This is a genomic window from Nocardia sp. NPDC050793 (genome assembly GCF_040654065.1).
GTDB lineage: Bacteria > Actinomycetota > Actinomycetes > Mycobacteriales > Mycobacteriaceae > Nocardia.
In genome coordinates this window covers 536,779-558,633 of record NZ_JBFAHG010000004.1, presented here as the reverse complement: position 1 = coordinate 558,633, position 21,855 = coordinate 536,779, and the positions used below count along the sequence as shown (strand labels likewise).

20 protein-coding genes are annotated in these 21,855 nt (G+C 70.8%); 13 read left to right on the top strand and 7 right to left on the bottom strand.

Annotated features, from left to right (window positions below; genetic code table 11):
* Positions 1 to 46: 46 nt before the first annotated feature.
* A complete protein-coding gene (locus AB0H50_RS17235) occupies positions 47 to 1,015 on the top strand; it encodes a YafY family protein (RefSeq protein ID WP_357452967.1) in 969 nt (322 codons plus the stop codon).
* 146 nt (positions 1,016 to 1,161) lie between these two features.
* Here the strand turns inward: AB0H50_RS17235 and AB0H50_RS17230 are convergent, their stop codons facing one another.
* Positions 1,162 to 2,076 (bottom strand): hypothetical protein, encoded by a 915-nt coding sequence (locus tag AB0H50_RS17230; protein ID WP_357452965.1) that lies wholly within the window; start codon positions 2,074 to 2,076, stop codon positions 1,162 to 1,164.
* A gap of 102 nt (positions 2,077 to 2,178) precedes the next feature.
* Here AB0H50_RS17230 and AB0H50_RS17225 point away from each other — a divergent pair, with 102 nt between their 5' ends.
* From AB0H50_RS17225 to AB0H50_RS17205, 5 genes are read left to right on the top strand one after another with little or no spacing between them, the layout of a single operon-like run.
* Positions 2,179 to 2,901 carry an alpha/beta hydrolase gene (locus AB0H50_RS17225; protein ID WP_357452961.1) on the top strand — a complete coding sequence of 241 codons (723 nt, stop codon included), beginning with the start codon at positions 2,179 to 2,181 and terminating at the stop codon, positions 2,899 to 2,901.
* A 53-nt stretch (positions 2,902 to 2,954) separates the two neighbouring features.
* The gene (locus AB0H50_RS17220; protein ID WP_357452959.1) at positions 2,955 to 3,377 is read left to right on the top strand and encodes a hypothetical protein; all 423 of its coding nucleotides are present in this window, start codon (positions 2,955 to 2,957) and stop codon (positions 3,375 to 3,377) included.
* Positions 3,370 to 4,656 (top strand): hypothetical protein, encoded by a 1,287-nt coding sequence (locus AB0H50_RS17215; RefSeq protein ID WP_357452956.1) that lies wholly within the window; start codon positions 3,370 to 3,372, stop codon positions 4,654 to 4,656. Before AB0H50_RS17220 ends, AB0H50_RS17215 begins: the two co-directional genes overlap by 8 nt.
* Positions 4,653 to 5,639: an ESX secretion-associated protein EspG gene (locus tag AB0H50_RS17210; protein ID WP_357452954.1), complete on the top strand. Its 987-nt coding sequence runs from the start codon at positions 4,653 to 4,655 to the stop codon at positions 5,637 to 5,639. The genes AB0H50_RS17215 and AB0H50_RS17210 overlap by 4 nt, the downstream gene beginning before the upstream one ends.
* Before the next feature lie 10 nt (positions 5,640 to 5,649).
* On the top strand, positions 5,650 to 6,177 hold the full coding sequence (locus AB0H50_RS17205; protein ID WP_357452951.1) for a gamma carbonic anhydrase family protein: 528 nt from the start codon (positions 5,650 to 5,652) through the stop codon (positions 6,175 to 6,177).
* On the opposite strand, the gene AB0H50_RS17200 is transcribed toward AB0H50_RS17205, so the two are convergent.
* Both AB0H50_RS17200 and AB0H50_RS17195 read right to left on the bottom strand, forming a co-directional pair.
* Positions 6,178 to 6,801: a phosphoribosyltransferase family protein gene (locus tag AB0H50_RS17200; RefSeq protein ID WP_357452948.1), complete on the bottom strand. Its 624-nt coding sequence runs from the start codon at positions 6,799 to 6,801 to the stop codon at positions 6,178 to 6,180.
* An 11-nt stretch (positions 6,802 to 6,812) separates the two neighbouring features.
* Positions 6,813 to 7,667: a carbon-nitrogen hydrolase family protein gene (locus AB0H50_RS17195; RefSeq protein WP_357452945.1), complete on the bottom strand. Its 855-nt coding sequence runs from the start codon at positions 7,665 to 7,667 to the stop codon at positions 6,813 to 6,815.
* A gap of 62 nt (positions 7,668 to 7,729) precedes the next feature.
* Between AB0H50_RS17195 and AB0H50_RS17190 the strand changes: the two genes are divergently transcribed.
* Both AB0H50_RS17190 and AB0H50_RS17185 read left to right on the top strand, forming a co-directional pair.
* Positions 7,730 to 9,538, top strand: a complete 1,809-nt coding sequence (locus tag AB0H50_RS17190) for a DEAD/DEAH box helicase (protein ID WP_357452942.1) — start codon at positions 7,730 to 7,732, stop codon at positions 9,536 to 9,538.
* A 116-nt stretch (positions 9,539 to 9,654) separates the two neighbouring features.
* Positions 9,655 to 13,002: an AAA domain-containing protein gene (locus AB0H50_RS17185; RefSeq protein WP_357452939.1), complete on the top strand. Its 3,348-nt coding sequence runs from the start codon at positions 9,655 to 9,657 to the stop codon at positions 13,000 to 13,002.
* Between the two features lie 13 nt (positions 13,003 to 13,015).
* Here AB0H50_RS17185 and AB0H50_RS17180 read toward each other — a convergent pair whose 3' ends face one another.
* Positions 13,016 to 14,194: an amino acid deaminase/aldolase gene (locus AB0H50_RS17180; RefSeq protein WP_357452936.1), complete on the bottom strand. Its 1,179-nt coding sequence runs from the start codon at positions 14,192 to 14,194 to the stop codon at positions 13,016 to 13,018.
* Between the two features lie 48 nt (positions 14,195 to 14,242).
* The gene (locus AB0H50_RS17175) at positions 14,243 to 14,722 is read right to left on the bottom strand and encodes a TetR family transcriptional regulator (RefSeq protein ID WP_357452933.1); all 480 of its coding nucleotides are present in this window, start codon (positions 14,720 to 14,722) and stop codon (positions 14,243 to 14,245) included.
* Positions 14,723 to 15,143: 421 nt separating this feature from the next.
* On the opposite strand from AB0H50_RS17175, the gene AB0H50_RS17170 reads away from it, so the two are divergent.
* Complete coding sequence (locus AB0H50_RS17170) at positions 15,144 to 15,887, top strand: tyrosine-protein phosphatase (RefSeq protein WP_357452930.1); 744 nt, start codon at positions 15,144 to 15,146, stop codon at positions 15,885 to 15,887.
* Between the two features lie 9 nt (positions 15,888 to 15,896).
* Here AB0H50_RS17170 and AB0H50_RS17165 read toward each other — a convergent pair whose 3' ends face one another.
* Positions 15,897 to 17,117, bottom strand: a complete 1,221-nt coding sequence (locus tag AB0H50_RS17165) for a long-chain fatty acid--CoA ligase (RefSeq protein WP_357452927.1) — start codon at positions 17,115 to 17,117, stop codon at positions 15,897 to 15,899.
* A gap of 97 nt (positions 17,118 to 17,214) precedes the next feature.
* A complete protein-coding gene (locus AB0H50_RS17160) occupies positions 17,215 to 18,018 on the bottom strand; it encodes an enoyl-CoA hydratase/isomerase family protein (protein ID WP_357452924.1) in 804 nt (267 codons plus the stop codon).
* A 115-nt stretch (positions 18,019 to 18,133) separates the two neighbouring features.
* Here AB0H50_RS17160 and AB0H50_RS17155 point away from each other — a divergent pair, with 115 nt between their 5' ends.
* The 4 genes from AB0H50_RS17155 (at position 18,134) to AB0H50_RS17140 (ending at position 21,742) form a co-directional block, all read left to right on the top strand.
* The gene (locus tag AB0H50_RS17155; RefSeq protein ID WP_357452921.1) at positions 18,134 to 19,159 is read left to right on the top strand and encodes a glutathione S-transferase C-terminal domain-containing protein; all 1,026 of its coding nucleotides are present in this window, start codon (positions 18,134 to 18,136) and stop codon (positions 19,157 to 19,159) included.
* 128 nt (positions 19,160 to 19,287) lie between these two features.
* Entirely contained in the window at positions 19,288 to 20,019 is a 732-nt protein-coding gene (locus tag AB0H50_RS17150; RefSeq protein WP_357452918.1) for a hypothetical protein, read from the top strand.
* Positions 20,016 to 20,966, top strand: a complete 951-nt coding sequence (locus AB0H50_RS17145; RefSeq protein WP_357452915.1) for an ABC transporter ATP-binding protein — start codon at positions 20,016 to 20,018, stop codon at positions 20,964 to 20,966. The genes AB0H50_RS17150 and AB0H50_RS17145 overlap by 4 nt, the downstream gene beginning before the upstream one ends.
* Positions 20,963 to 21,742 carry an ABC transporter permease gene (locus AB0H50_RS17140; RefSeq protein WP_357452912.1) on the top strand — a complete coding sequence of 260 codons (780 nt, stop codon included), beginning with the start codon at positions 20,963 to 20,965 and terminating at the stop codon, positions 21,740 to 21,742. The genes AB0H50_RS17145 and AB0H50_RS17140 overlap by 4 nt, the downstream gene beginning before the upstream one ends.
* Positions 21,743 to 21,855 lie beyond the last annotated feature (113 nt).

Genomic DNA, 21,855 nt, shown 5'->3' with positions numbered 1-21,855 from the left:
CCATATAGGACCATCTATGTCCTAGTTTTCTGGGATTCTGGATTTCGTGAACGACACCCCCGCTCGCCTGCTCCGTCTGCTCTCGCTGTTGCAGACCCCGCGCGAATTCTCGGGCAGCGAACTGGCCGAACGCCTCGGCGTCACCGACCGCACGGTGCGCCGCGACATCGACCGGCTGCGCGAGCTCGGCTATCCGGTCGAAGCCAGCATGGGCGCGACGGGCGGCTACCGGCTGGTGGCAGGCGCGGCCATGCCGCCGCTGCTCGTGGACGACGAGGAGGCGGTGGCCATCGCGGTCGGTCTGCGCGCCGCGGCCGGGTCGGCGGTCGCCGGCATCGAGGAGGCGTCGGTGCGCGCGCTCGCCAAGCTCGAGCAGGTCCTGCCCGCCAAGCTGCGCCGCCGCGTGCGGGTGCTCGGTTCGGCGACGGCGGCGCCCGCACACGACGGGCCGACCGTCGACCCGGAGGTGCTGAGCACGCTGGCCGCCGCCGTAACCAACAGGGAGCGAACGCGTTTCGGCTACCGTGGCGAATCCGGCGGGCTGACCCGTCGTCACATGGAACCCGTCGGCCTGGTTCCCGTCCACCGCCGCTGGTATCTGCTGGGGCACGACCTCGATCGCGCGGACTGGCGGGTCTTCCGCGTCGATCGAATCGAACGTCCGCAGCCCACCGGAGCCAGGTTCACCCCGCGCTCCCTACCCGCCGCCTCCCCCGCCGACTATGTGGCGGGCCGTCGAACAAATTGGGGTGCACCGGTTTACCGCGTCTCTGTGACCATCTCCGCACCGCTCGCCCGCGTCACGGGTCGCCTCGGCGACGACCCTGGAGATCTGACCGCACTGGACGACAACACCTGCCGCCTCACCGCCACCCGCGACGACTCCCCCGCCTGGTTGGCCCACCGCCTGCTCGACCTCGGCGTCGCCTTCCGCGTCCATGAATCGCCGGAACTGACCGAGCAACTGCGCAACATCGCATCCCGCATCACCTCCGCCCTCACCCCACCGTCCTGACACCCGATCTCGGCGAACCCTAGACACAGACCGAACCCTGCCCTCGCAGGCCGTCCACACGCCTCGCAGGGGTTGTCACCGCTGTGAGGCGTATGGAGCGCCTGTGAAGGCCGAGCGCTGGCGCGTGGGAGAAGCGTCGTCGACGGTCAGGGACCGAGCTGGATGTGGAGGATCGCGCCGCGTTCGGTGCCTGCGAGCAGTTCGCCGGGGTGGGCGGGCACCGCGACGATGGACGTCATCGGTTCGGCCGCGAGGACGCGGCAGGACTGGCCGTTCGGATCGACCCGGACGAGCTGGCCCGACAGCGTCGTCACGTAGACCGCGCCCGCCTCGTCCACGAGCAAATCGTCGGCGAAATCGGGGACGCCGGGCAGGGCGGACGACAGGTCGGCGAGGACCGTGCGGCGTTCCGGGTCGATGATCGGGAAGCGCAGGACCCGGCCCAGCGGACCGCCGTTGGAGGTGAGGTACACCGTGCCGTCGTGTATCGCGATGCCGTTGGCGTTGAGCTTCGCCCGCTCGCTCCAGCCCGTGTCGACGACGCCGTCGCGGCCGATACGGATCACCCCGGTCGCCGAGGCGACGTAGAGGGCGCCGTCGGCGTCGAAGGCCGCACCGTTGGGCATGGTGAACCCGGAGGCGAAGATCTCGGGGCGTGGCTCGGCGGCGGCCGGGTCGAACCGGACCACGCCGCCGGGGCGCACGACGCTCGTCGGCGCGTCGCCGTAGACCGCGTACATGAGCCCGTCCGGTCCGAGCCGGACCGCGCCGGGGTATTCCACCGGCACCCTGGCGGTCAGCTGTCCGGCGCCGTCGTAGCGCTGCACCTCGTTGCGATACAGCCGGGACACCCACAGGTTGCCCTGCCGGTCGTAGCCGAGGTTCTCCGACCAGTCCAGCACCGGAACGGCGGCGGGCACCACGGTCGTCGCCGCGCCCGGCGCGCAGCCGGGGCCCGGTTCGGCGGTCGCGCTCGGCGCGGCGATTCCAGCGCAGGCGAGGGCGACGACGACCGCGGGCAGGCCGCGGCGCACGACCGCGGGCAGCTCGACTATGGACACCTGGGACCTCCTGATCGGCACCCCGAACGGGCGCATTGTAGCGACCATTTCGCCGGAGTGGTGAAGTCCCATGAGGGCCAAAAGTTTTGGCACTATCAGTGCATGCTCTACTTCGACGGCTCTCGCGGCAGGCTGCACTATCGACGGTGGCCGGTCGACGATCACGTGGCCGTAGCGGTGTTACTGCCCGGTATCGGACAGCACACCGGCCACTACCACCGGTTCGCCCGCATCCTGCGCTCGGTCGGCATCGAGCTGTGGGGATTGGACACCGCGGGTCACGGCCTCAGCGAGGGCGATCCCGCACACCCGGGCACCCTCGCCGAGCTGGTCGCGGACGCGACCAGGCTGGTCGATCTGGTGCGCGCCGAACTACCGGAATCGCCCCTGCTGCTGATGGGGCACTCGCTCGGCGCGGTCACCGCGCTCGGCATGCTCGGCGCCGCGATCCCGGACGCGAGCACCGCCACCGACCTCAACGCCGTCGAGGCGAACTTCCCACTCGTGCCCAGTCTCGCACCGGGCACGCTCACCGGTCTCGTCCTCTCCGGAGTCCCGCGGCGTGCCCTCGGCAGCGGAACCCCGGGCGCGCCGGGAACGCCGCTCCCGTCCGACCTTCCCGTCCTCGCGGTGCACGGCTCGGAGGACCGCCGCGCACCGGTCGACGCGATGCGGGTCTGGACTGAACGCCACGAATGGGTAGATTTACGCGAGTACGCCGACGCCGGGCACGATCTGCTGCACGAGCCGGTGCACGCGCGGGTCGGCGCAGACATCGCGGACTGGATGCAGGGCGTCGTCGTGGGGTTGGCACGACACGCGTGAACCGAATACGGCCGCGCAACGCGGCACGATGAGGAGACAAGGGGGACGGGGCGGTGCAACCACAAGACAGCGCGGAGCCATCACCGGACAGCGCGGTGCGACCACAGGTCACGGCACTGAACCAGGCGGTCGACGAAGGCAGGCTCTGGATCGACGGCGTGCTGGTCGCCGAGGGCGCGCACGAGCGCTGCGCCCGGCGCTACGAGCAGCTCGCCGACGAGGTCGAGGCGCAGATCCAGGTGCTGAGCGCGGCCGTATCGCTCCCGGGTTTCGGCGGTTTCGCCTCCGGTGACGCACTGCGCCGCGGTTTCGAGAACAAGGCCGAAGGCGCGATCGCGCGGCTGCGCGACTACGCCGACTCGGCGCGGGCGCTCGCCCAGACTTTCCGCGCGGCGGCGACGGCCTACACCGAGGCCGACACCGAGCTCGCGGCAGCGGTCGGCCGGGTGGACGCGACGGGAGCGGCGCATGCGTGAGATTCCGTACCAGACCGAACGCGCGTCGCACACCCGCGTCGATCCGGCCTACGCGCCGAGCGTCGAGGTCTTCGACAACCTCACCCACCAAGAGATCCACGGCAAGGTGCAGCTGCTCGATCCGGCGGCGATCGACGCGGGCAGGCAGGCGTGGCAGAGTTCGGCGACCGGGCTCACCGACTCGGTCGCGCAGGCGCACAACGAGATTCGCTCGACCATCGCCGACGGATGGCGCGGGGGCGCCGCGCAGACCGCCGCCGACGCGGTGCGCGATTTCGAACAGCGCGGGCAGCAGCTCGCCGATGTGATGGCGGCGGTGGCGCAGCGGCTCGGGCAGGCCGGTGACGCCGCCGAGACACTGCGGTCGGCGGTCGGTTCGCCGTCCGGCGCCGCGCCGGATCTGGCGGCCGCGCTGCTCGATCCGAACCAGGCGACCGGAAACGTCGTCACCCAGAAGGCCACCGAGCACGACCGGCAGGACGTCGTGCAGGCCATGGACAGCATCTACGCCGACGCGTTCCTGCGGAGCGGTTCCGGCGTCCCGGCCTTCCCGGACGACGCACCGGTCCTCCCCGCGGGTGTCGCCCCTGGCGGCACCGGGCCGGGAACTGTGCCCGCGCTCCCGGTGATCGACACCGCGCAAACCCCTGGCGTCCAGCCTGTTTCGGTGCTGACCGCGACACCCGTGACCGCAGTCGAAGCGGCAAGGGAGACGGAACCCCAGCCGGAGCGGCCACCGGCCACCGACACGACCCCGGCGACGGTGACCTCCGCCGCCGGACCGGTCGCGACGCCCTCCGGCGTCGACACTCTGCCCGCCGCGGCGAAGACCGTTCCCGTCGCGGCCGATTCCCCCGCCGCCACCGCGCCGTCCGCTCCGGATCGCGCACCGCGCCCTGGTGTTTCCGCGCCGGTGGTCACGGCCTCCACCGCGCTGCCCGGTGCGACCACGCCCGGCAGCGGCGCGGGCTCCGCCGACGACGAGCGCAAACGCGAGGAACGGCGCAAGGAAGCCAACAGCGAGGCCGTCACCGGCATGGGCGCGGGCGCCGTCGGCGGACTGATGGGCGGCGCGATCGCCGCGGCCGACACCACCCGGCACGGTTCCAGCGTCGCGTCCAAGGCCGCGTCGGCTCGGGCCGAGGACGAGGACGACGAGCTGCACTGGGTCGATGACGACCTGACCTTCCTCGAACCCCCGGACGAGACGGGTGAACTGATCGGCGAACTCGATCCGACCACGCCACCGGTCGTCGGCGAATGGACCGAGCTGGAGTGAACTGGACGCTGACACCGGACCAGTTCGCCATGGCCTGGGAGCGCACCGACGGTGACCGCATTCCGTATCCGCTGGCCGTCCGCCTCTCGGCGCGCGACTCGATGGAGCGGGCGGCGCAGCTGCCCACCCTGCACGCGTGGTGCGAGCGGACGCTGGACGCCGATCTGGAGGCGGCACTGCGGCTGCTGGCCCGGCCGACCGTGCGGGTCGAGGTGTTCGGCGAGCACCGCCCCGCCAACCGCGCCGCCGTGCCGGACGGCGAACAGCTCACGGACACTGCGGAATTCGCCATCGGCGCGTCCGGAGGGCCGTCAACTACCACCGCATACGCCGGTACCGCGAGCTACAGCGTCGCGGATGCGGGGTCCCACGGCGCCTCCGGCGTTCGGTCCAACGGCGGCTCGGGCACAGGGCTCGATGGCGCCCCCGGCGCCGGGCCCGACCGTATCTCCGACGCCACGGCCAACGACAGCGTGAAGCCCGTGCGCGTACTCGGTGTCGCCTCGGGCAACGTCGCGGTCGTCGCGGCGCAGCGACCCGGCCCTACACCCGATCGGGGCGGCGACATCCGCCTGTACGTCGGCAGCCCGAAAAGCCTTCCCGCCCGGGTGATCTCGGTGCTTCCGGAGAACCCGCCCGGTACCACTGCCCGGCTCAGTTCGCCGCTGTCGCGGGTCAGGGAGGACAGTCGCGATCTGGTGACCGTTCCGGTCTCGGGCCCCTCCGCGCCCGCGCGGATCCGCCGCCTGCTGGCCCGCCCGCGCGACGGCATCGGCCAGATCGTGGTGTCGGTGCGGCGGGCCGAGGAGCTGATGCCGTTCGGCGTGCTGTGCTGGATCGACGTCGCCGAGGACGGCCGCTATGCGGTACGCACCGGCGCGGACGTGCACATCGCGCCGGTGACCGCGGAGACCTTTGCCGCGCATCTTCGTCCGATGCTCACCGCCGCCGAGAAGACCACCGCCCGGTCCGAGCGCTGGTAGACCTGTAGCCGTGCCACTCTACGAATTCGAAGGCAAGCGACCGCAGATCGATCCGACGGCGTTCGTCGCGCCGAACGCGACCTTGATCGGTGACGTGCGGGTCGAGGCGGGCGCCTCGATCTGGTACGGCGCGGTGCTGCGCGCCGATCTCGCGCCGATCACCATCCGGGAACGCGCCAACATCCAGGACAACGCCGTGTTGCACGTGCCGCCGGACGTGCCGATGGAGATCGGCCCCGGCGCGACCATCGCGCACAGCGTGGTGTTCCACGGCGCGTCCGTCGGCGCGGAGGCGATCGTCGGCAACGGCACCACAGTGCTCGACCTCGCCAAGATCGGCGCGGGCAGCATGATCGCCGCGCATTCGCTGGTGCCGCCTGGCACCGAGATCCCCGACGGCGTACTCGCCGCCGGTTCCCCCGCCGAGGTGAAGCGCCCGATCGAGGGCACCCAGGCGCAGATGTGGGTGCAGCTCAATCCGGGTTTCTACGCCGAGCTCGCGCAGCGGCACCGCAAGGGCATCACCGAAGTCGGCTGATCAGGTCAGCAGGTCGGTGACCTCGTGGTCGGCGAGTTGGTGGAAGTCGCGGTAGGCGACGCCGACGCCGCCGAGGCTGCGCGGCACCAGCGGACACACCACCTCGTCGGCCTCGGTCTCGACCCGCCGGATCGCCTCGGCGGACGACACCGGCACGCCGACCACGACACGCTTCGGCTGGTGCAGGCGCGCGACCCGGCAGGCGACCATCACGGTGGCCCCCGTAGCCATGCCGTCGTCGACGATCACCACCGTGCGACCGGCGATCGGCACGGGTTCCGCACCGCCGCGCAGTACCTTCCTGCGCCGCTCGAGCTCGGCGCGCTCGGCCTCCTCGATCGCCGCGAGCCTGTGCTGGGTGACGCCGGTGTGCGCGAGCACATCCATGTTCAGTACCCGCACACCGTCCTCGCCGATGGCGCCCATGGCCAGCTCCGGCTGCCACGGAACGCCGAGCTTGCGGACCAGCAAAATGTCCAGGTCACCCCCGATGATCTCGCGCACCGTCGCGGCGACCGGGACCCCGCCGCGGGGCAGCCCGAGCACCAGCGGCCTCGACGCGCGCAGGTGCTCCAGCTCGGCGCCAAGCGCGCGACCGGCGGCGATCCGATCGGCGTAGACCATCGATGCGAACGCTACTCCGGCGCGCGCTCGGTGATCGTGAATCGACGCAAGGCCAGGCTCGGGTTGGCGGTGCGCACGGTCGCCAGGTGCGTGAGGTCGACGCTCGCCGTGAGCACGCCGGGTTCGTCGCCCAGCTCGGCGAGCACGCTGCCGGTCGGGTCAACGATCATCGACGCTCCCGCGCCGCGCGGCGCGCACTGATCGGCGGCGAGCACGTACGCGGTGTTCTCGATGGCCCTCGCCCGCAGCAGCGTGGTCCACTGGTCGACCTTGGCCGGGCCGGGGATCCACTGCGCGGGCAGCACCAGCGCCTGCGCACCCGCGGCGGCGATGCGCCGGAACCCCTCGGGAAAGCGCAGATCGAAACAGGTCTGCACGCCGAAGCGCACCCCGTCGACGGCGAAGATCGGCGGCGCCTCGATCACACCGGGCTCGACCACGTCGGATTCCAGGTACCCGAACGCGTCGTAGAGGTGCACCTTCCGGTACCGCGTGACGAGTTCGCCGTCGGGCCCGAACACCAGCAGGGTGTTGCGAATGCGGTCGGCGCCGGAAGCCACCTGCTCGACCATGCCCGCCACGAGATACACCCCGAACTCCCTGGCGATCGCACCGAGTCCGGTGGCGAAAGGGCCGGTCAGCGGCTCGGCCACGGCCACGACGCGCTCATCGAGCCGGGTCACGGCAAACATCGAGTATTCGGGGGCGACGACCAGCCGGGCGCCGCGGCCCGCGGCCGTCCCTACGTGCTCGCGCAGGGCCGCGAGATTGGCCGCCGAATCCTTCCCCGGCGCGAACTGGACGACCGCGACCTCCACCGGAGAGACGGGCTGATCCTGATGTTCGGGCGCGTCATTCAGTTGCATAGGTCTCACCGTATTGGCCCGGTGACCGGGACGGCCACCGCCAGGCAGTAAACTCCTGGTCAATGAACATCAATGAGGTCGACAGCGTTCCTGGCGACAACGACAGGGACCCGGCTGGGAGCGAATCGGCTTCCCCGGCTGCCGGCCCGTCCTTCGCCGACTTGGGTATCGATGACCGCATCCTGCGGGCCATCGCCGATGTCGGTTACGAATCCCCGTCGCCGATCCAGTCGGCGACCATCCCGCCGCTGCTGGAGGGCGCCGACGTGGTCGGTCTGGCGCAGACCGGCACCGGCAAAACCGCCGCATTCGCGATCCCGATCCTGATGGGCCTGCAGGCCGTCGGCAAGGAGCCGCGCGCGCTGGTGCTCGCGCCGACCCGCGAGCTGGCCATCCAGGTCGCCGAGGCGTTCGGCCGCTACGCCGCGCACATGCCTGGCCTGCACGTGCTGCCGATCTACGGCGGCCAGAGCTACGGCGTGCAGCTGTCCGGCCTGCGCCGCGGCGCGCACGTCGTGGTCGGCACCCCGGGCCGGGTCATCGACCACCTGGAGAAGGGCACGCTCGACCTGTCCCAGCTGCAGTACCTGGTGCTGGACGAGGCCGACGAGATGCTCAAGATGGGCTTCCAGGAGGACGTCGAGCGGATTCTCGCCGAGACGCCCACCGACAAGCAGGTCGCGCTGTTCTCGGCCACCATGCCCTCGGCGATCCGCAAGATCTCCAAGCAGTACCTGCACGACCCGGTCGAAATCACGGTCAAGGCCAAGACCCAGACCAACACCAACATCACCCAGCGCTGGGTGCAGGTCTCGCACCAGCGCAAGCTGGACGCGCTGACCAGGATCCTCGAGGTCGAGTCCTTCGAGGCGATGATCATCTTCGTGCGCACCAAGCAGGGCACCGAGGAGCTCGCCGAGAAGCTGCGCGCACGCGGGTTCTCCGCCGCGGCGATCAACGGCGACATCGCGCAGAACCAGCGCGAGCGCACCATCGGCCAGCTCAAGTCCGGCGCGCTGGACATCCTGGTGGCCACCGACGTCGCCGCCCGTGGCCTGGACGTGGACCGCATCTCGCACGTGGTCAACTACGACATCCCGCACGACACCGAGTCCTACGTGCACCGTATCGGCCGCACCGGCCGCGCCGGACGCAGCGGACAGGCGCTGCTGTTCGTCGCGCCGCGGGAACGTCATCTGCTCAAGGCGATCGAGCGCGCCACCCGCCACCCGCTCGAGGAGATGCAGCTGCCGAGCGTCGAGGACGTGAACGCGCAGCGCGTGGCGAAGTTCGGCGACGCCATCACCGAGAACCTGTCCTCGGCGAATCTGCCGCTGTTCCGCAAGCTGATCGAGGACTACGAGCGCGAGCACAATATCCCGCTCGTCGACATCGCCGCGGCGCTCGCGGTCGGCTCCTACGACGGCGACAACTTCTTCATGGAGCCGGAGCCCGAGCCGGAGCGCCGCGAACGGGTGCCGAGGGAACGGCCCGCCCGCCGGTTCGACGAGGACCGTCCCGCGGCCTCGCACCACCGGGGCACCGGTACCGAGCTGGCCACCTACCGGATCAGCGTCGGCAAGCGGCACCGCGTGGCGCCGGGGGCGATCGTCGGCGCCATCGCCAACGAGGGTGGTTTGCGACGCAGCGACTTCGGGCATATCAGCATTCGGCCGGACCACAGTCTGGTCGAGCTGCCCGCGCAGCTGCCCGCCGAGACGCTGGAGGCCTTGCGGCGCACCAGGATCAGCGGTGTGCTGATCCAGCTGCAGCTGGACCAGGGCCCGCCCTCGCACCGCTCGTTCAGCCGGGGACCGCGCCGCGATCGCGACGCGGGCAAGCGCCCGGAGCGCCGTAAGCCACGCTCCTGAGCCGGGCGGGGTACGCCGAGGTCACGCGGGCTAGCTAAGGTGTTGCCGACCGGCGCGCACGCCAGCGCGCCTGGTGCGGGTGTCCCGGCGAAGACACAGGAGGGGCGCGTTTGTTCGTGTTCGGTGATCGTGTCGTATGCACCGCCGCTGATCTCGTGCGCGCGGCGCGCTGTGAATTCGCGTTGCTCCGCGCCCTCGACACCGAACTGGGCGCGTTGCAGGACGACGAGCCCGCCCCCGCGCGGTTCGCGGCCGACCCGCCGCGCGTCGACGACTCCAGGGAACGCAGGCTCGCCGATTTCCGCGACCGCTACGGCGGCGGCATGGTCGAAATCCGCCAGCCGCCACAGCATCCGGACGACCCAGCGGGCCGCGTAGCCGCGCTGCGGGACGCGCACGAGCAGACGAAGACCGCACTGCGTCAAGGCGTGCCGGTACTGCACAACGCCACGTTCTTCGACGGCGGATTCGCCTGCCGTTGCGACTATCTGGTCCGGGCGGGCCACCGGGTGCGCTACACGGTGCACGGCGCCGCCGCGACGCCGTGGGACCGGGTGGGCGCGGCGCTCGAATCGGCCGCCTGCGCCGAGGCTTTGGACGCGGGCGGCGCGCTGGCCGCGCCCCTGGTCCGGCTGTACCTCGGTGCGGAGAGCGCCGACTATCCGCTCACCGATCTGGTTCCCGTGTACCGATCCCGGCGACGGCGTGTCGAGCGGATCGTGGAGGAGAAGCTCGGTGAACTGCTCCCGGTCCAGTGGGGCGATCCGCGCTACCTGGCCTGCGGCCGGTGCCCGACCTGCACCGCCGAGCTGACCGCCGCCCGCGATCTGCTCCTGGTGGCAGGCATGTCCTCGTCCGCGCGGGCCAGGCTGCGCGAGGCAGGGGTGAGCACTATCGACCGGCTCAGCGGGCTCGACAGCGCGGTGCAAGGACTGCCCCCGCGCACCGTGACCACGCTGCGCAGGCAGGCCGAAATCCAACGGCGGCGCGAGGATTCCGGCCGCCCGGCCCACACGCTGATCGACGCGCCCGCGCTGGGTGGCCTGCCGCCGGTCTCGGCGGGCGATCTCGCGCTGACCCTCGGCACCGACGAGCGGGGACGACTCGCGGCGATCGAGATCGGCGCGGCGGGCGCCGTGCACCTGTCCCTGCGCGCGCCGTTCGCCGCGGACGCCGAGGACGAGGACGCGGCGTGGCTGGACACGCTGGCCGAGGTGTTCGACCTGCTCGCGCACCGGCGGCGCACATTCCCGGACATGCACGTCTACCACTACACCTCCGAGGTGCGCTCGGCGCTGCTGCGCTGGACCGGGGAGTCGGGCGTCGGCGAGGAGATCGCCGAAGAGCTGCTGCGCGATGGCGTGCTCGTCGACCTGTACCCGATCGTGCGCAACGCGCTGCTGGTTGGGGAGGATTCGTACCGGCTGGATCGGCTGCGACGCCTGCTGCCGGAGACGCCGGGCGAGCCGGAACCCGCGTGCACCACTGTGCTGCGGTTGCGCGATTGGCTACTGGCGCTGGCCGCCGAGCAGCCTGCCGATCCGCGGGCGGTCGCGTTGCGGCGCGACGACTCGTGGCGGCTCGCGTACGACGTGGACCGCCCTCAGCTCGCGCCCGTCTCCGGCCCATCCTCGGTGGAGGCCGCGCTCGCGGAATACGCCGCGGCACAGCGCGATCCGGACCACCCGGCGGCGCTCATGGCGGCGGCGCTCGGCTACCACCGGCGCGAACGTCAGCCGCTGTGGTACGCGCACGCGGACCGCCTCAGCCATCCCGTGCACGAATGGCCCGACGCGTCGGGCGTGCTGATCGCCGAGTGGGGCACCGTCGACACCAAGTGGCACCACAGCCCGAATCGCCCGTCCATGCGCAGGTATCTGACGTTGACCGGCCGGATCGGCACCGGCTGCGATGGAGGCGGCGCGGCCGCCTTGACGCCGGGCGCGACCGTCTACACCTACTACGACCGACCGGTGGCCGCGGGCATGGTCACCTCCGTCGGCCGGCGCGCCACCGCGACGGCCACGATGCTCGGCTGCGCGGTGGACGCCGATTTCGACGACACCGTCCGCCTGGAGGAGCTGCTGCCGGAGGGCTGCGAACCCTACGACGACCTGCCCACCGCCATCGCGCCCGGCCTGCCCGCCTGGGACGAGAACGCCGAGGCCGCCATGGAATCGGCCGCGCAACGGCTGCTGGTGACGCTGCCGGAGATCCCGGACTGCGCCTTGTTCGACATCATGGCCCGGCGCGCGCCGCGGTTGCGCGGTGCCGCACCGCTGCCGGAGGTGCACGGCGACCACGCCGCCGCCATCACCGCCGCCACCCGCGCACTCGACGAGTCGTATCTGGTGGTGCAGAGTCCGTCGGGGACCGGGAAGAACTCCACCGTCGCGCGCGTGCTGGAGCGGCTGATCACCCGGGACAAGTGGCGCATCGGCGTTGTCGCACAGGCGCATTCGACGGTGGAGAGCCTGCTGGACGCGATCGTCGCGGTCGGGGTGCTGCCGGAGCTGGTCGCGAAGAAGGACGCCGCGGCGGTGGCTCCGGAGTGGGCGGTGATCGACGGCGCTCGCTATCCGCGGTTTCTGGACAACGCCGTGAACGGGTGCGTGATCGGCGGACTGCCCGCCGATTTCGCGGACGACTCGATGGTCCCCGCCGACAGCCTCGACCTGCTGGTGATCGCCGACGCGGGCCGGTTCCCGCTGGCCGAGACGGCGACGGTGGCGGGTAGCGCCCGCAATCTGCTGCTGCTCGGCGACCCGCAGCCCGCCGCGGCGCGCAGCGCTCACCCCGGACCGGTGGGCGAATCGACGCTGGGCTGGCTGCTCGCGGGCCGCAACACCGTCGGGTCCGAGCGCGGATACTTCCTGGACCGCACCTGGCGGATGCATCCCAGGGTGTGCGATCCGATCTCCCGGCTGTTCTACGACGGCAGGCTGCGCTCGAACGAAACCGTCACGCTGGCAAGGCAACTGGACGGCGTGGAGCCGGGCATCGGCACTGTGCTGGTGGACCACTACGGCAACGCCACCGAATCGGCGGCCGAGGCGCGCGAGGTGGTGCGCCAGGTGCGCGCCCTGCTCGGCCTGTCCTGGACCACGGGCGCGACCACGCGGCGGCTGCATCCGCACGACATCTTCGTCGTCGCGCCGTATGGCGCTCAGGTCGGCCGGATCCGAACCATGCTGGCGCGCGCCAAGATCGAGGACGTGCTGGTGGGCACCGTGGACCGCTTCCGCGGCAGGGAGGCCGCGGTGGTGCTGCTGTCGCTGACCACGTCCAGCCCGGCCGACGCGCCGCACGGCATGTCGTTCCTGTTGTCGCGCGATCTGGTGCGCGCCGCGGTGTCGCGGGCGATGTGGCGGGCGGTGATCATCAGGTCACCGCTGCTCACCGAATACCTGCCCGCGGCGCCCGAGGATCTGCCCGATCTGGCCCGTTTCCTGCACCTGAGCTGAGCTGAGCGCCCGCTCAGCCGAAGTTCTTGCCTTCGCCGCGATAAGTGGGGACGGTGGTGCGGCTGCCGTCCGATTCGACGAGGTGGACCTGGTCGAAACGCTCGCACAGTTCGCCAGCCTTGGCGTGGCGGAACCACACCCGGTCGCCGACGCGCAGTTCGGCGGCGGCCGAAAGCGGGGTCTGCACCTCGCCGGCGCCTTCGGTACCGATGAGCCGTAAGCCGCTGGGCCACACGGGTTTCGGCACCCGGGACGGGCCGGTCGGACCGGAGGCGATGTAGCCGCCCGCGAACACCGTCGCGATGGACGGCGTCGGCTTGCGCAGCACGGGAGTGGCGAAGAACAGCGCGGGCCGCGGGGTGAAGGCGCGGTAGTGATCGAACAGGGTCGGCACGTAGAGACCCGAGCCCGCCGTCACCTCGGTGACATCCGGATCGGCGATGCTGACCTCGATCGAACCGCTGCCGCCGCTGTTGACGATCTCCAGCTTGCCCACCACCGAGCGCACCGCGTCGAGCACTCGCGCCCTGCGCTTGGCGATCTCGGCGGCCGAGGCCCGCTTGACCAGTCGCACCGCGACATTGCTGTCGGGCAGCCCGGCGATCTGCGCCTCGTAGGTCATCACGCCGACCACGTCGAAGCCGCGGTCGAGCGCGGCGCGGGCCAGGGCGGCGGCTTGCTCGGGAGTGCGGATCGGCGAGCGGCGCACGCCGAGGTGCAGCGGGCCGATCCGCAGCGACGCGTCCACGTCCAGGCAGACGCGGGGCCGGACCAGGTCGGTGCCGACGGCCGCGCGGATCAGGTCGAGCTGGGCGACGTCGTCGATCATCAGAGTGATCGCGCCGAGCAGGGTGTCGTCGGAAGCGAGTTCGGCCAGCGCCGCCCGGTCGACGCTCGGGTAGCCGAGCAGGATGTCGCGGGCGCCGAGACCGGCCAGCCAGAGCGCCTCGCGCAAGGAGTAGGACATGATGCCCGCGAAGCCGTCGGCCGCGGTCAGCTCGCCGCCGAGCACGGCTTCCAGGACGGCGCGGCAGCGCACGGATTTGCTGGCGACCCGGATCGGGACGCCGTTCGCGCGGCGCACCAAGTCGGCGGCGTTGGCGCGCAGCGCGGTCAGGTCGAGCGCGGCCAGCGGCGGGTCGAGGTCGACGGTGGCGGCGTGCAGTCCGGCGATCGGCGATGTCTCGCTCACCCGGACCACTCAACCACCAAACTGGTCACACGTCCAGTAGGGTGGGAGTCAGACTTCGGCTGCTCGCGTCGCCAGGCCGCTGACCAGGTCGTCCAGCACTATCAGCGTGGTCTCGTCATTACTGTCGGCCAGCCAGCGCAGCACGGTCCCCTGCAGGACCGAGACCGTGTAGGCGGCGATGTCGTCCACCGGTTCCAGCCACTGCACGCCGGAGCGATCGGCGCAGAGCTGGAGGAAGTTGGCGACCTCGGTGTCCATTTCCCGGAACACGGCATTGTCAGACGGGTCGGGCGTCGCCCCGGACGGCGGCTCCCAGCGCTCACGCAGCGTGCGCAAAGTCGCCTCGTAGGCGCGGATATGTTTGGTGGGCGCTGCCTTGACCAGCGGCCAGTACGCGCTCACCCCGGCATGCAACAGCACCCGCAGTGCCCGCACTCCGGTGAGATCGAGCGAAGCGGCCGCCTTCTCCACGGCCTCGCAGATCGTCGGCCGCAACCGACTCTCCACTATTTCTCCACGTGCGCTCAACGACGACTCCCTCGGCGAAAGAACTCGCGCACCTCCGATGGCGCGACTCGCTGAACTTTGGCGAGCGACCAGAAATCCCCAGGCTGCCCGGTCCAACGTTCATCAATGGTAGAGCGTTTTCGGGGTTTGAGAACGGGTTCAGCGGGTATTCCATACCGGAAGATTGTTTTGTTACCCAAACGGAATGTCTCTGCAACGCTGCAGTGTCCGACCGATCGGCATTCAGGGGTGACTCTCGACCCCACGGGCCGCAAGACACACAATGATCCACTCTACGGACCGTCCCGCCGCATCCACCTTTCCTGTGACGAACCGCACAGAATGTCGGTGGAACGGGTTCATCCCCGGTGTTCGGTGTTCGACGGGGCTGTCGGCGGACTTCGAACGGCAGCGTCGGCTGGGCGGCCGATAGCCTGGATCGGTGACTCTCCCGCCTCCTGCCGATCAGTTCTTCCTCTCCGGCACCTTCAACTTCCGCGACACCGGTGGTCTGCGCACCGCCGACGGCGCCAAGGTGCGCCCCGGCGTACTGCTGCGCTCGGCCCAGCTCAGCGGCCTCGACGAGCGCGGCCACCGCAGTCTGCGCGAACTGGGCGTGGTCGAGGTCTTCGATCTGCGCGGCATCAGCGAGATCGACCACATGGGCCACGACAACCTGCCCGACGGCGTGCGGCGCAGCGTCACGCCGTTCGACTCGCGGATGGGCGAGGCGCCCCCGCACGAAACCACCGCGTCGGCGTTCGAGCACATGCTCGAGGTGTACCGCGAGTTCCCCGCGCTGCCGGAGGCGAACACGGCGATCACCGCCATCGCGCAATCCATCGTGGACGGCGCCGGCGCGGTGCTGGTGCACTGCGCGGCGGGCAAGGACCGCACCGGCTGGGCCGTGGCGACGCTGCTGCGGGCGGTGGACGTGGTCGAGGAGGACGTGCTCGCCGACTTCATGGTCAGCAACGCCGCGATCGAACCGCTGCGCGCGCTGATCGAACCCACCCTGCCGCCTGGCGCGCGCTTCTCCGAAGACCTGCTCGGCGTGCGCGAGGAGTACCTGGCGATGGCCCTGGAATCGGTACGGCAGCTGCACGGCGACTTCGACCGCTACCTCGACGTCGTCGGGCTGACGCCGGAGCTGCGGGCGCGACTGCGCGACCGGATGCTGGAATAGACCGGCGCCTCAGGCGATTTCGCGCCGGACCAGGCCGTGGTCATCGATCGATACCTGATCGCCGGTGTGGAACCAGCTGCCCGTGAACCGATCCGCGGTGGTCTCCGGGTCGTTCCAGTAGCGACGGGTGACATTCGGTCCGCGACAGAGCAATTCACCGTGGCCCGCCGCGGCCTTCGGCCCCCACAGTGCCAATTCGGTACCGCCGAAAGCGAATCCGAGCACCCGGCCCGCGTCGGCGGGTGTCTCGGTGTCGTCCACCGCCAGTCCGATGCCGCTTGTCTCGGTGGCTCCCCACACCGACCAGTGTCTGGCCGAGGGGAACGCCTCGCGCAGCGCGGCGGCGAGATCGCCCGGAGTCCGTTCGGCGTGGCCCGCGCTGCTGACCCGGCTGATGCCCTCGGTGGGGACGCCGTCGGCGCGCAGCGCGGCCAGCTCGGGGAGCAGGCCCGCGAAGACGCGCGGCGTGCCCGACACCATGTCGACCCGTTCGGCCACAATGGCTTCCGCGAGTCCGCGGCCCTCCGGCGCGAGCACCACGGTGCCGCCGACCGCGAAGGTGGGCAGCAGCTGGTCGACGCACCCGCTGGCGTGCGCCAGCGGTGGCAGCACCAGATTGCGGACTCCGTCGGTGGGCAGATCGAGCGCGGCGACCACCGACCGGACCGCCGAGAGCAGGTTCTCGTTGGTCAGCTCGACGCCCTTGCGGGTGCCGCTGGTGTAGCACAGCAGCGCGAGATCGTTCAGCGCCGCACCGTCGTCGATGAACGCGGCACCGTCGGGGAGCTCCACCTCGCCGCCCCTCGCGCCGCGACCGAGCACGAAATCCGCACTGCTGTCGGCGATCACCTGCTCGGCCACCCGCGCGGGCAGACCATCGTGCACCAGCACCGGTACCGCGCCGCTGAGCAGGGCGCCGAGGAACGCCTGCACCCAGCGGACGCCCGCGGGCATGTGGATGGCGACCCGGTCGCCGTACCCGACACCGTGTTCCTGCAGGCCGCCCGCGATGCGGGACGCCGAGTGCCACAGCTCGCGGTAGGTGAGCCGGGGCCCACCGAGCTCGACGACCGCCTCGCGCGACGCGAACGCGTGCACCTGTAGATCGAGTAGCTCGGTGAGCGCCGGCGTGAGGTTGCCGTAGCGCAGCACGCCGTCGGCGCCGCGGGCCAGCGGGTTGCTACACGCAGGCGAATGTGTGAAGGGGTATTCGACCAAGAGCTGCGACATGTGTCCTCCGCGCGGTGCCTCGAGCTGCCAGGCACCTGCGACTATATGACGCGGATCACAATTTCGCCGGAATAGTCGATTTCCCGTGTCCCCGCCGTCACCGGCCGGAGTACGTCGCCTTGCCAGGACCGACCTCGAGGAAGCTGCGCACCGCGCCGCGCAGATCATCGGTGGCGAACAGCTCGCCGGACACCTCGGGGGTCACCGAATCGGCGTGCGCCACACCGCCGGAGCGCCAGGACGCGATGATCTGCTTGGTCGCCGCGTGCGCCTTGGTCGGCCCCTTGGCCAGCCGCTGCGCGAGTTCCCTTGCGGCCGCGTCGACGTCCTCGTGCACGCCGTTCACCACGCCCCAGTCGGCCATGGTCGCCGCGTCGTAGAGATCGGCGGTCATGACGAACTCGCGCGCCCGGCCCGATCCGGCGCGCTCGGCCAGCCGCTGTGGGCCGCCCATCGACGGGGTCAGCCCGACCACCGTCTCCACCAGACCGAACTTCGCCTTCGGCGCGGCCAGGATGATGTCGCAGGCCAGCGCGATTTCGAAAGCGGCGGTCAGTGTCAGGCCGTGCGCGGCGAACACCACCGGACATGGCAGTGCCTCCAGCGGATGGATGATCTGCGCGAACAGCGAGCGCCACAGCTCGGCGCCCTGCTCAGTGGTCAGTCCGTCGAACACGTGCACGTCGACGCCGCCGGACACCACCTTGCCCTCGGCGCGCAGCAACAGGGCGCGCGGCGGGTTCGCTGTCAGCTCGGCGATGTCGTCGACCAGCGCGTCGAACATGGCCTGATCGAAGAGGTTCAGCGGCGGGTTGGCCAGCGTCAGGACCGCCACCTCCGCGCCGCCGCCGGTGGTTTCGCGCTCCAGCCGGGTCGCCTTCGTTTCACTGCGTTCGATCATGCCTGCGCCTCGCTGACGCTCGGCTCCGGCATGCGCGAGGCACGCTGGCACATGATTCGCTCACTGCGTTCACTCATTGCGTCAGCCTAAGACCTGGATCTGCCAGACTGGCTTGGTGACCAAGGCGGTATCGGAAAGCGGTTCCTACGTCGAACCGGGCGAGTTCAAGCGGGACACCCGTTACATCACCACCCGCATCACGGCCGACGGACGCGACGGCTATCCGGTGCAACCCGGCCGGTACCGGCTGGTCGCGGCCCGCGCGTGCCCGTGGGCCAACCGCACCCTCATCGTGCGCAGGCTGCTCGGCCTGGAGGACGTGCTCTCGCTCGGCCTGTGCGGCCCCACCCACGACAAACTGAGCTGGACTTTCGACCTCGATCCCGGCGGCGTCGACCCGGTGCTCGGCATCCCGCGGCTGCGCGACGCCTACCTGGCCCGCTTCCCCGACTACCCGCGCGGCATCACGGTCCCCGCCGTGGTCGACATTCCGACCGGCCAGGTGGTGACCAACGACTACGCAAGGATGACGCTGGACTTCTCCACCGAATGGACCGAGTTCCACCGGGCGGGCGCGCCCGCGCTGTACCCGGAGCCGCTGCGCGCCGAGATCGACGAGATCAACGACGTCGTGTTCCGCGATGTGAACAACGGCGTCTACCGCTGCGGCTTCGCGGGCGCCCAAGACGCTTACGAGGCCGCATACGACCGGCTCTTCGCCCGCCTGGACTGGCTCTCGGATCGGCTTGCCGGACAACGGTTCCTGGTCGGCGACACGATCACCGAGGCCGACGTGCGGCTGTTCACCACGCTGGTCCGGTTCGACGCCGTCTACCACGGTCATTTCAAGTGCAACCGGCAGAAGCTGAACGAGATGCCGGTGCTGTGGGCCTACGCCCGCGACCTCTACCAGACGCCCGGCTTCGGCGACACCATCGACTTCGCGCAGATCAAGACCCATTACTACGTGGTGCACACCGACATCAATCCGACCAAGGTGGTGCCGAAGGGTCCCGACCTCGGCAACTGGCTGACCCCGCACGGCCGCGAAGAACTGGGCGGCAGGCCGTTCGGCGACGGCACCCCGCCGCCACCGCCGCCATTGTCGGAGCGGGTGCCCGCGCTGCACGGACCGGCGTAGCCGGTCGTTTCGGGCGGCGGGTCCCGGGAACCCGGGAAACGATCCGGTTCGTTGTCGTGTTGGTCCGACGACGGCTCGGTGCCATAGAGTTCTGCCAGCGAAGGCAGAGGACTTAAGGGGTGTTGCCGATGAGGCACGGCGCGTTCGAGAAGACCGTGATCGCCTTGCTGGAGAACGGGTCGAAGCTGCAAGCGCCCGCGGTCGAGAAGTACATCGACCGAATCCGGCGCGCCCATCCCGACGAGACCCCGGCTCAGACCGTCGACCGGATAGAGCGCCAGTACCTGCTGGCGGTGACCGGCAGCGGCACCGCGGCGGGCGCGACCGCGGCCATGCCCGGCGTCGGCACGGTCGCCTCGCTGGCCACCATCACCGCGGAGACGGCATTCTTCATGGAGGCCTCGGCGCTGTACACGCTGGCGATCGCCGCCGTGCACGGCATCTCGCCGGAGGACAAGGAACAGCGCAGGGCGCTGGTGCTCGCGGTGGTGCTCGGCGATACCGGCATGGAGATCGTGGAGCGCTCGGTCGGGCAGTCGGCCAAGAATTGGGGGACGCTGCTCGCCAACCGCATTCCCGGCCTGTCCAGCATGAACGACTCGCTGATGAAGCGGTTCCTCGTGCGGTTCCTCACCAAGCGCATGGCGCTGATGGCGGGCAAGGTGATTCCGATGGGCATCGGCGCGGTGATCGGCGGCGTCGGTAACCGAGCCCTCGGCAAGACCACGATCCTCAACGCGCAGAAGGCATTCGGGCCCGCGCCCGCCTTCTGGCCCGCCAACCGGCAGCTGATCGTCGACGCCGATCCGCTGCCCGCGCTCGACGCGAACCCGCCCAACTTCCCCGCCGGACCGAAATGACCACAGCCAAGCCCGCTCTGGTCGTGCACGGCCTGAGCAAGCGGTACGAGCTGGGTTCGGCCGTCGAGAACGTGAGCTTCAGCGTTCCGGTGGGCGGCACCGCCGCGCTGGTCGGCCCGGCGGGCTCTGGCAAGACCACCATCCTGCGGATCCTGCTCGGGCTGCTCGAACCGTCCTCGGGGAGCGCGGAGATCGAGTTGTCGCCGGTGAGCGGGATGCTCACGCCGCGCGGACAGCATCCGGCGCGCGCGGCCCGCGATCACCTGTTGGTGTACGCGGCCGCGGCCGGTGTGCCGGACGCGCGGGTCGGCGCGGTGCTCGAGTCGGTTGGGCTGGATTCGGCCGCGCGCGTCAAGACGGGCGCGCTCACCGTCGGCCAGCAGACCCGGCTGGCTCTGGCCACCGCCTTGCTCACCGATCCGCGAGTGCTGATCCTGGACGAGCCGACCGAGGGGCTCGACGCCGCCGAACGCGGCTGGCTGCACGATTTCCTGCGCAGGCACACGCGCCGCGGCGGCACGGTGCTGCTGTCGAGCGCGAGCCTCGCGGCGGTGGTGGCGATGGCCGATCAGCTGATCGTGCTGAGCGAGGGCGCGGTCGTCTACCAGGGCACCCCGGCGAAACTGCGCCGCAATCACCCCGACCGGCTGGTCGTCGCCGCCTCCACTCCGGTGGCGCTGGCCACGATGCTCGCCGCGCGGGGCTACACCGACGCGGTGATCCGCCCCGACGGGCGGCTCGCGGTGGCCGAGGCGGGCGAAGCGGAGATCATCGACGCGGCCAAGGCCTCCGGGGTGCGGCTGGACAGCATCACGCCGGATCCGATCCATCCCGACCGCGTACTCGCCTCGCTGACCAAATCGAGCAGGACCGCGGCGCCGATGTTCGGGACGCCGGGAGGGCACGTACCCCATCCGCAGCCGACGCCCTACGGGATTCCGCGATGATCACTCTGCCCCCTGACCTCGTTCCACCGGTGAACTCCGAGGTGCGCAAGGTCTACTCGCTGCGCTGGTGCCTGGCGCTCGGCGTGCTGCTGCCCGCGATCGCGTTGGTCTCCTCCACGGTGACATCGCTGATGGCCGGGCCCGCCGACCCGAATTCCGCGCTGGCCACCGGAGCCGCGACGATCGGGCTGTATTTGGCGCTCACCGCGACGATCCTGGCCGCCGCCGTCTTCGGCGCGGCGGGCGCAGGCGGTGAGTTCCGCTATCGGACGATGCCGGTGACCTCGCTGTTCACCGCCGACCGCGATCGGCTGGCGGCGGCCAAACTGCTGGTCACCGGTGCGTACACGCTCGCGGTCGCGGTGGTGGTCGAGCTCGTCGCGTTCAGCAGCCTGCTGGCGTTCGGCCGCGGCAAGTTCGAGTTCGGCACGCGGCTGCTGACGGTGTTCGGCACCGGTCTGCTCGCGGCGGTCTGCTGGTCGCTGCTCGGCGCCGGGCTCGGGCTGCTGCTGCGCCAATCGACCGGCGCCGTCACGCTGATCCTCGGCTGGCTGCTCGTCATAGAGCCGCTGATCTGGTTGGTGGCCAACGGAATCGGGCTCGGCGGCGTGGTCACGTTGCTGCCGGGGTCGGCGACCGTCGCCACGGTGGCGGCCGGCTCTTTCCCGGACAGCGACATCCTCGCCCCGACGCCGGCCGCCTTCGTCGTTCTACTGCTGTGGACTATCGGAATCGCGGGCGCGGGCTGGTGGCAGCTGCGCAGCCGCGATATGTGATCCGCGGCGAAGGACACGCCAAGGGCACAGGACAGACTCCGGGAACAAGCGGTGTGTCGCCGAGCGTCGTTACCTTCGTAGAGGGAGTTCGACGAGCGGACGGTGAACGGCGC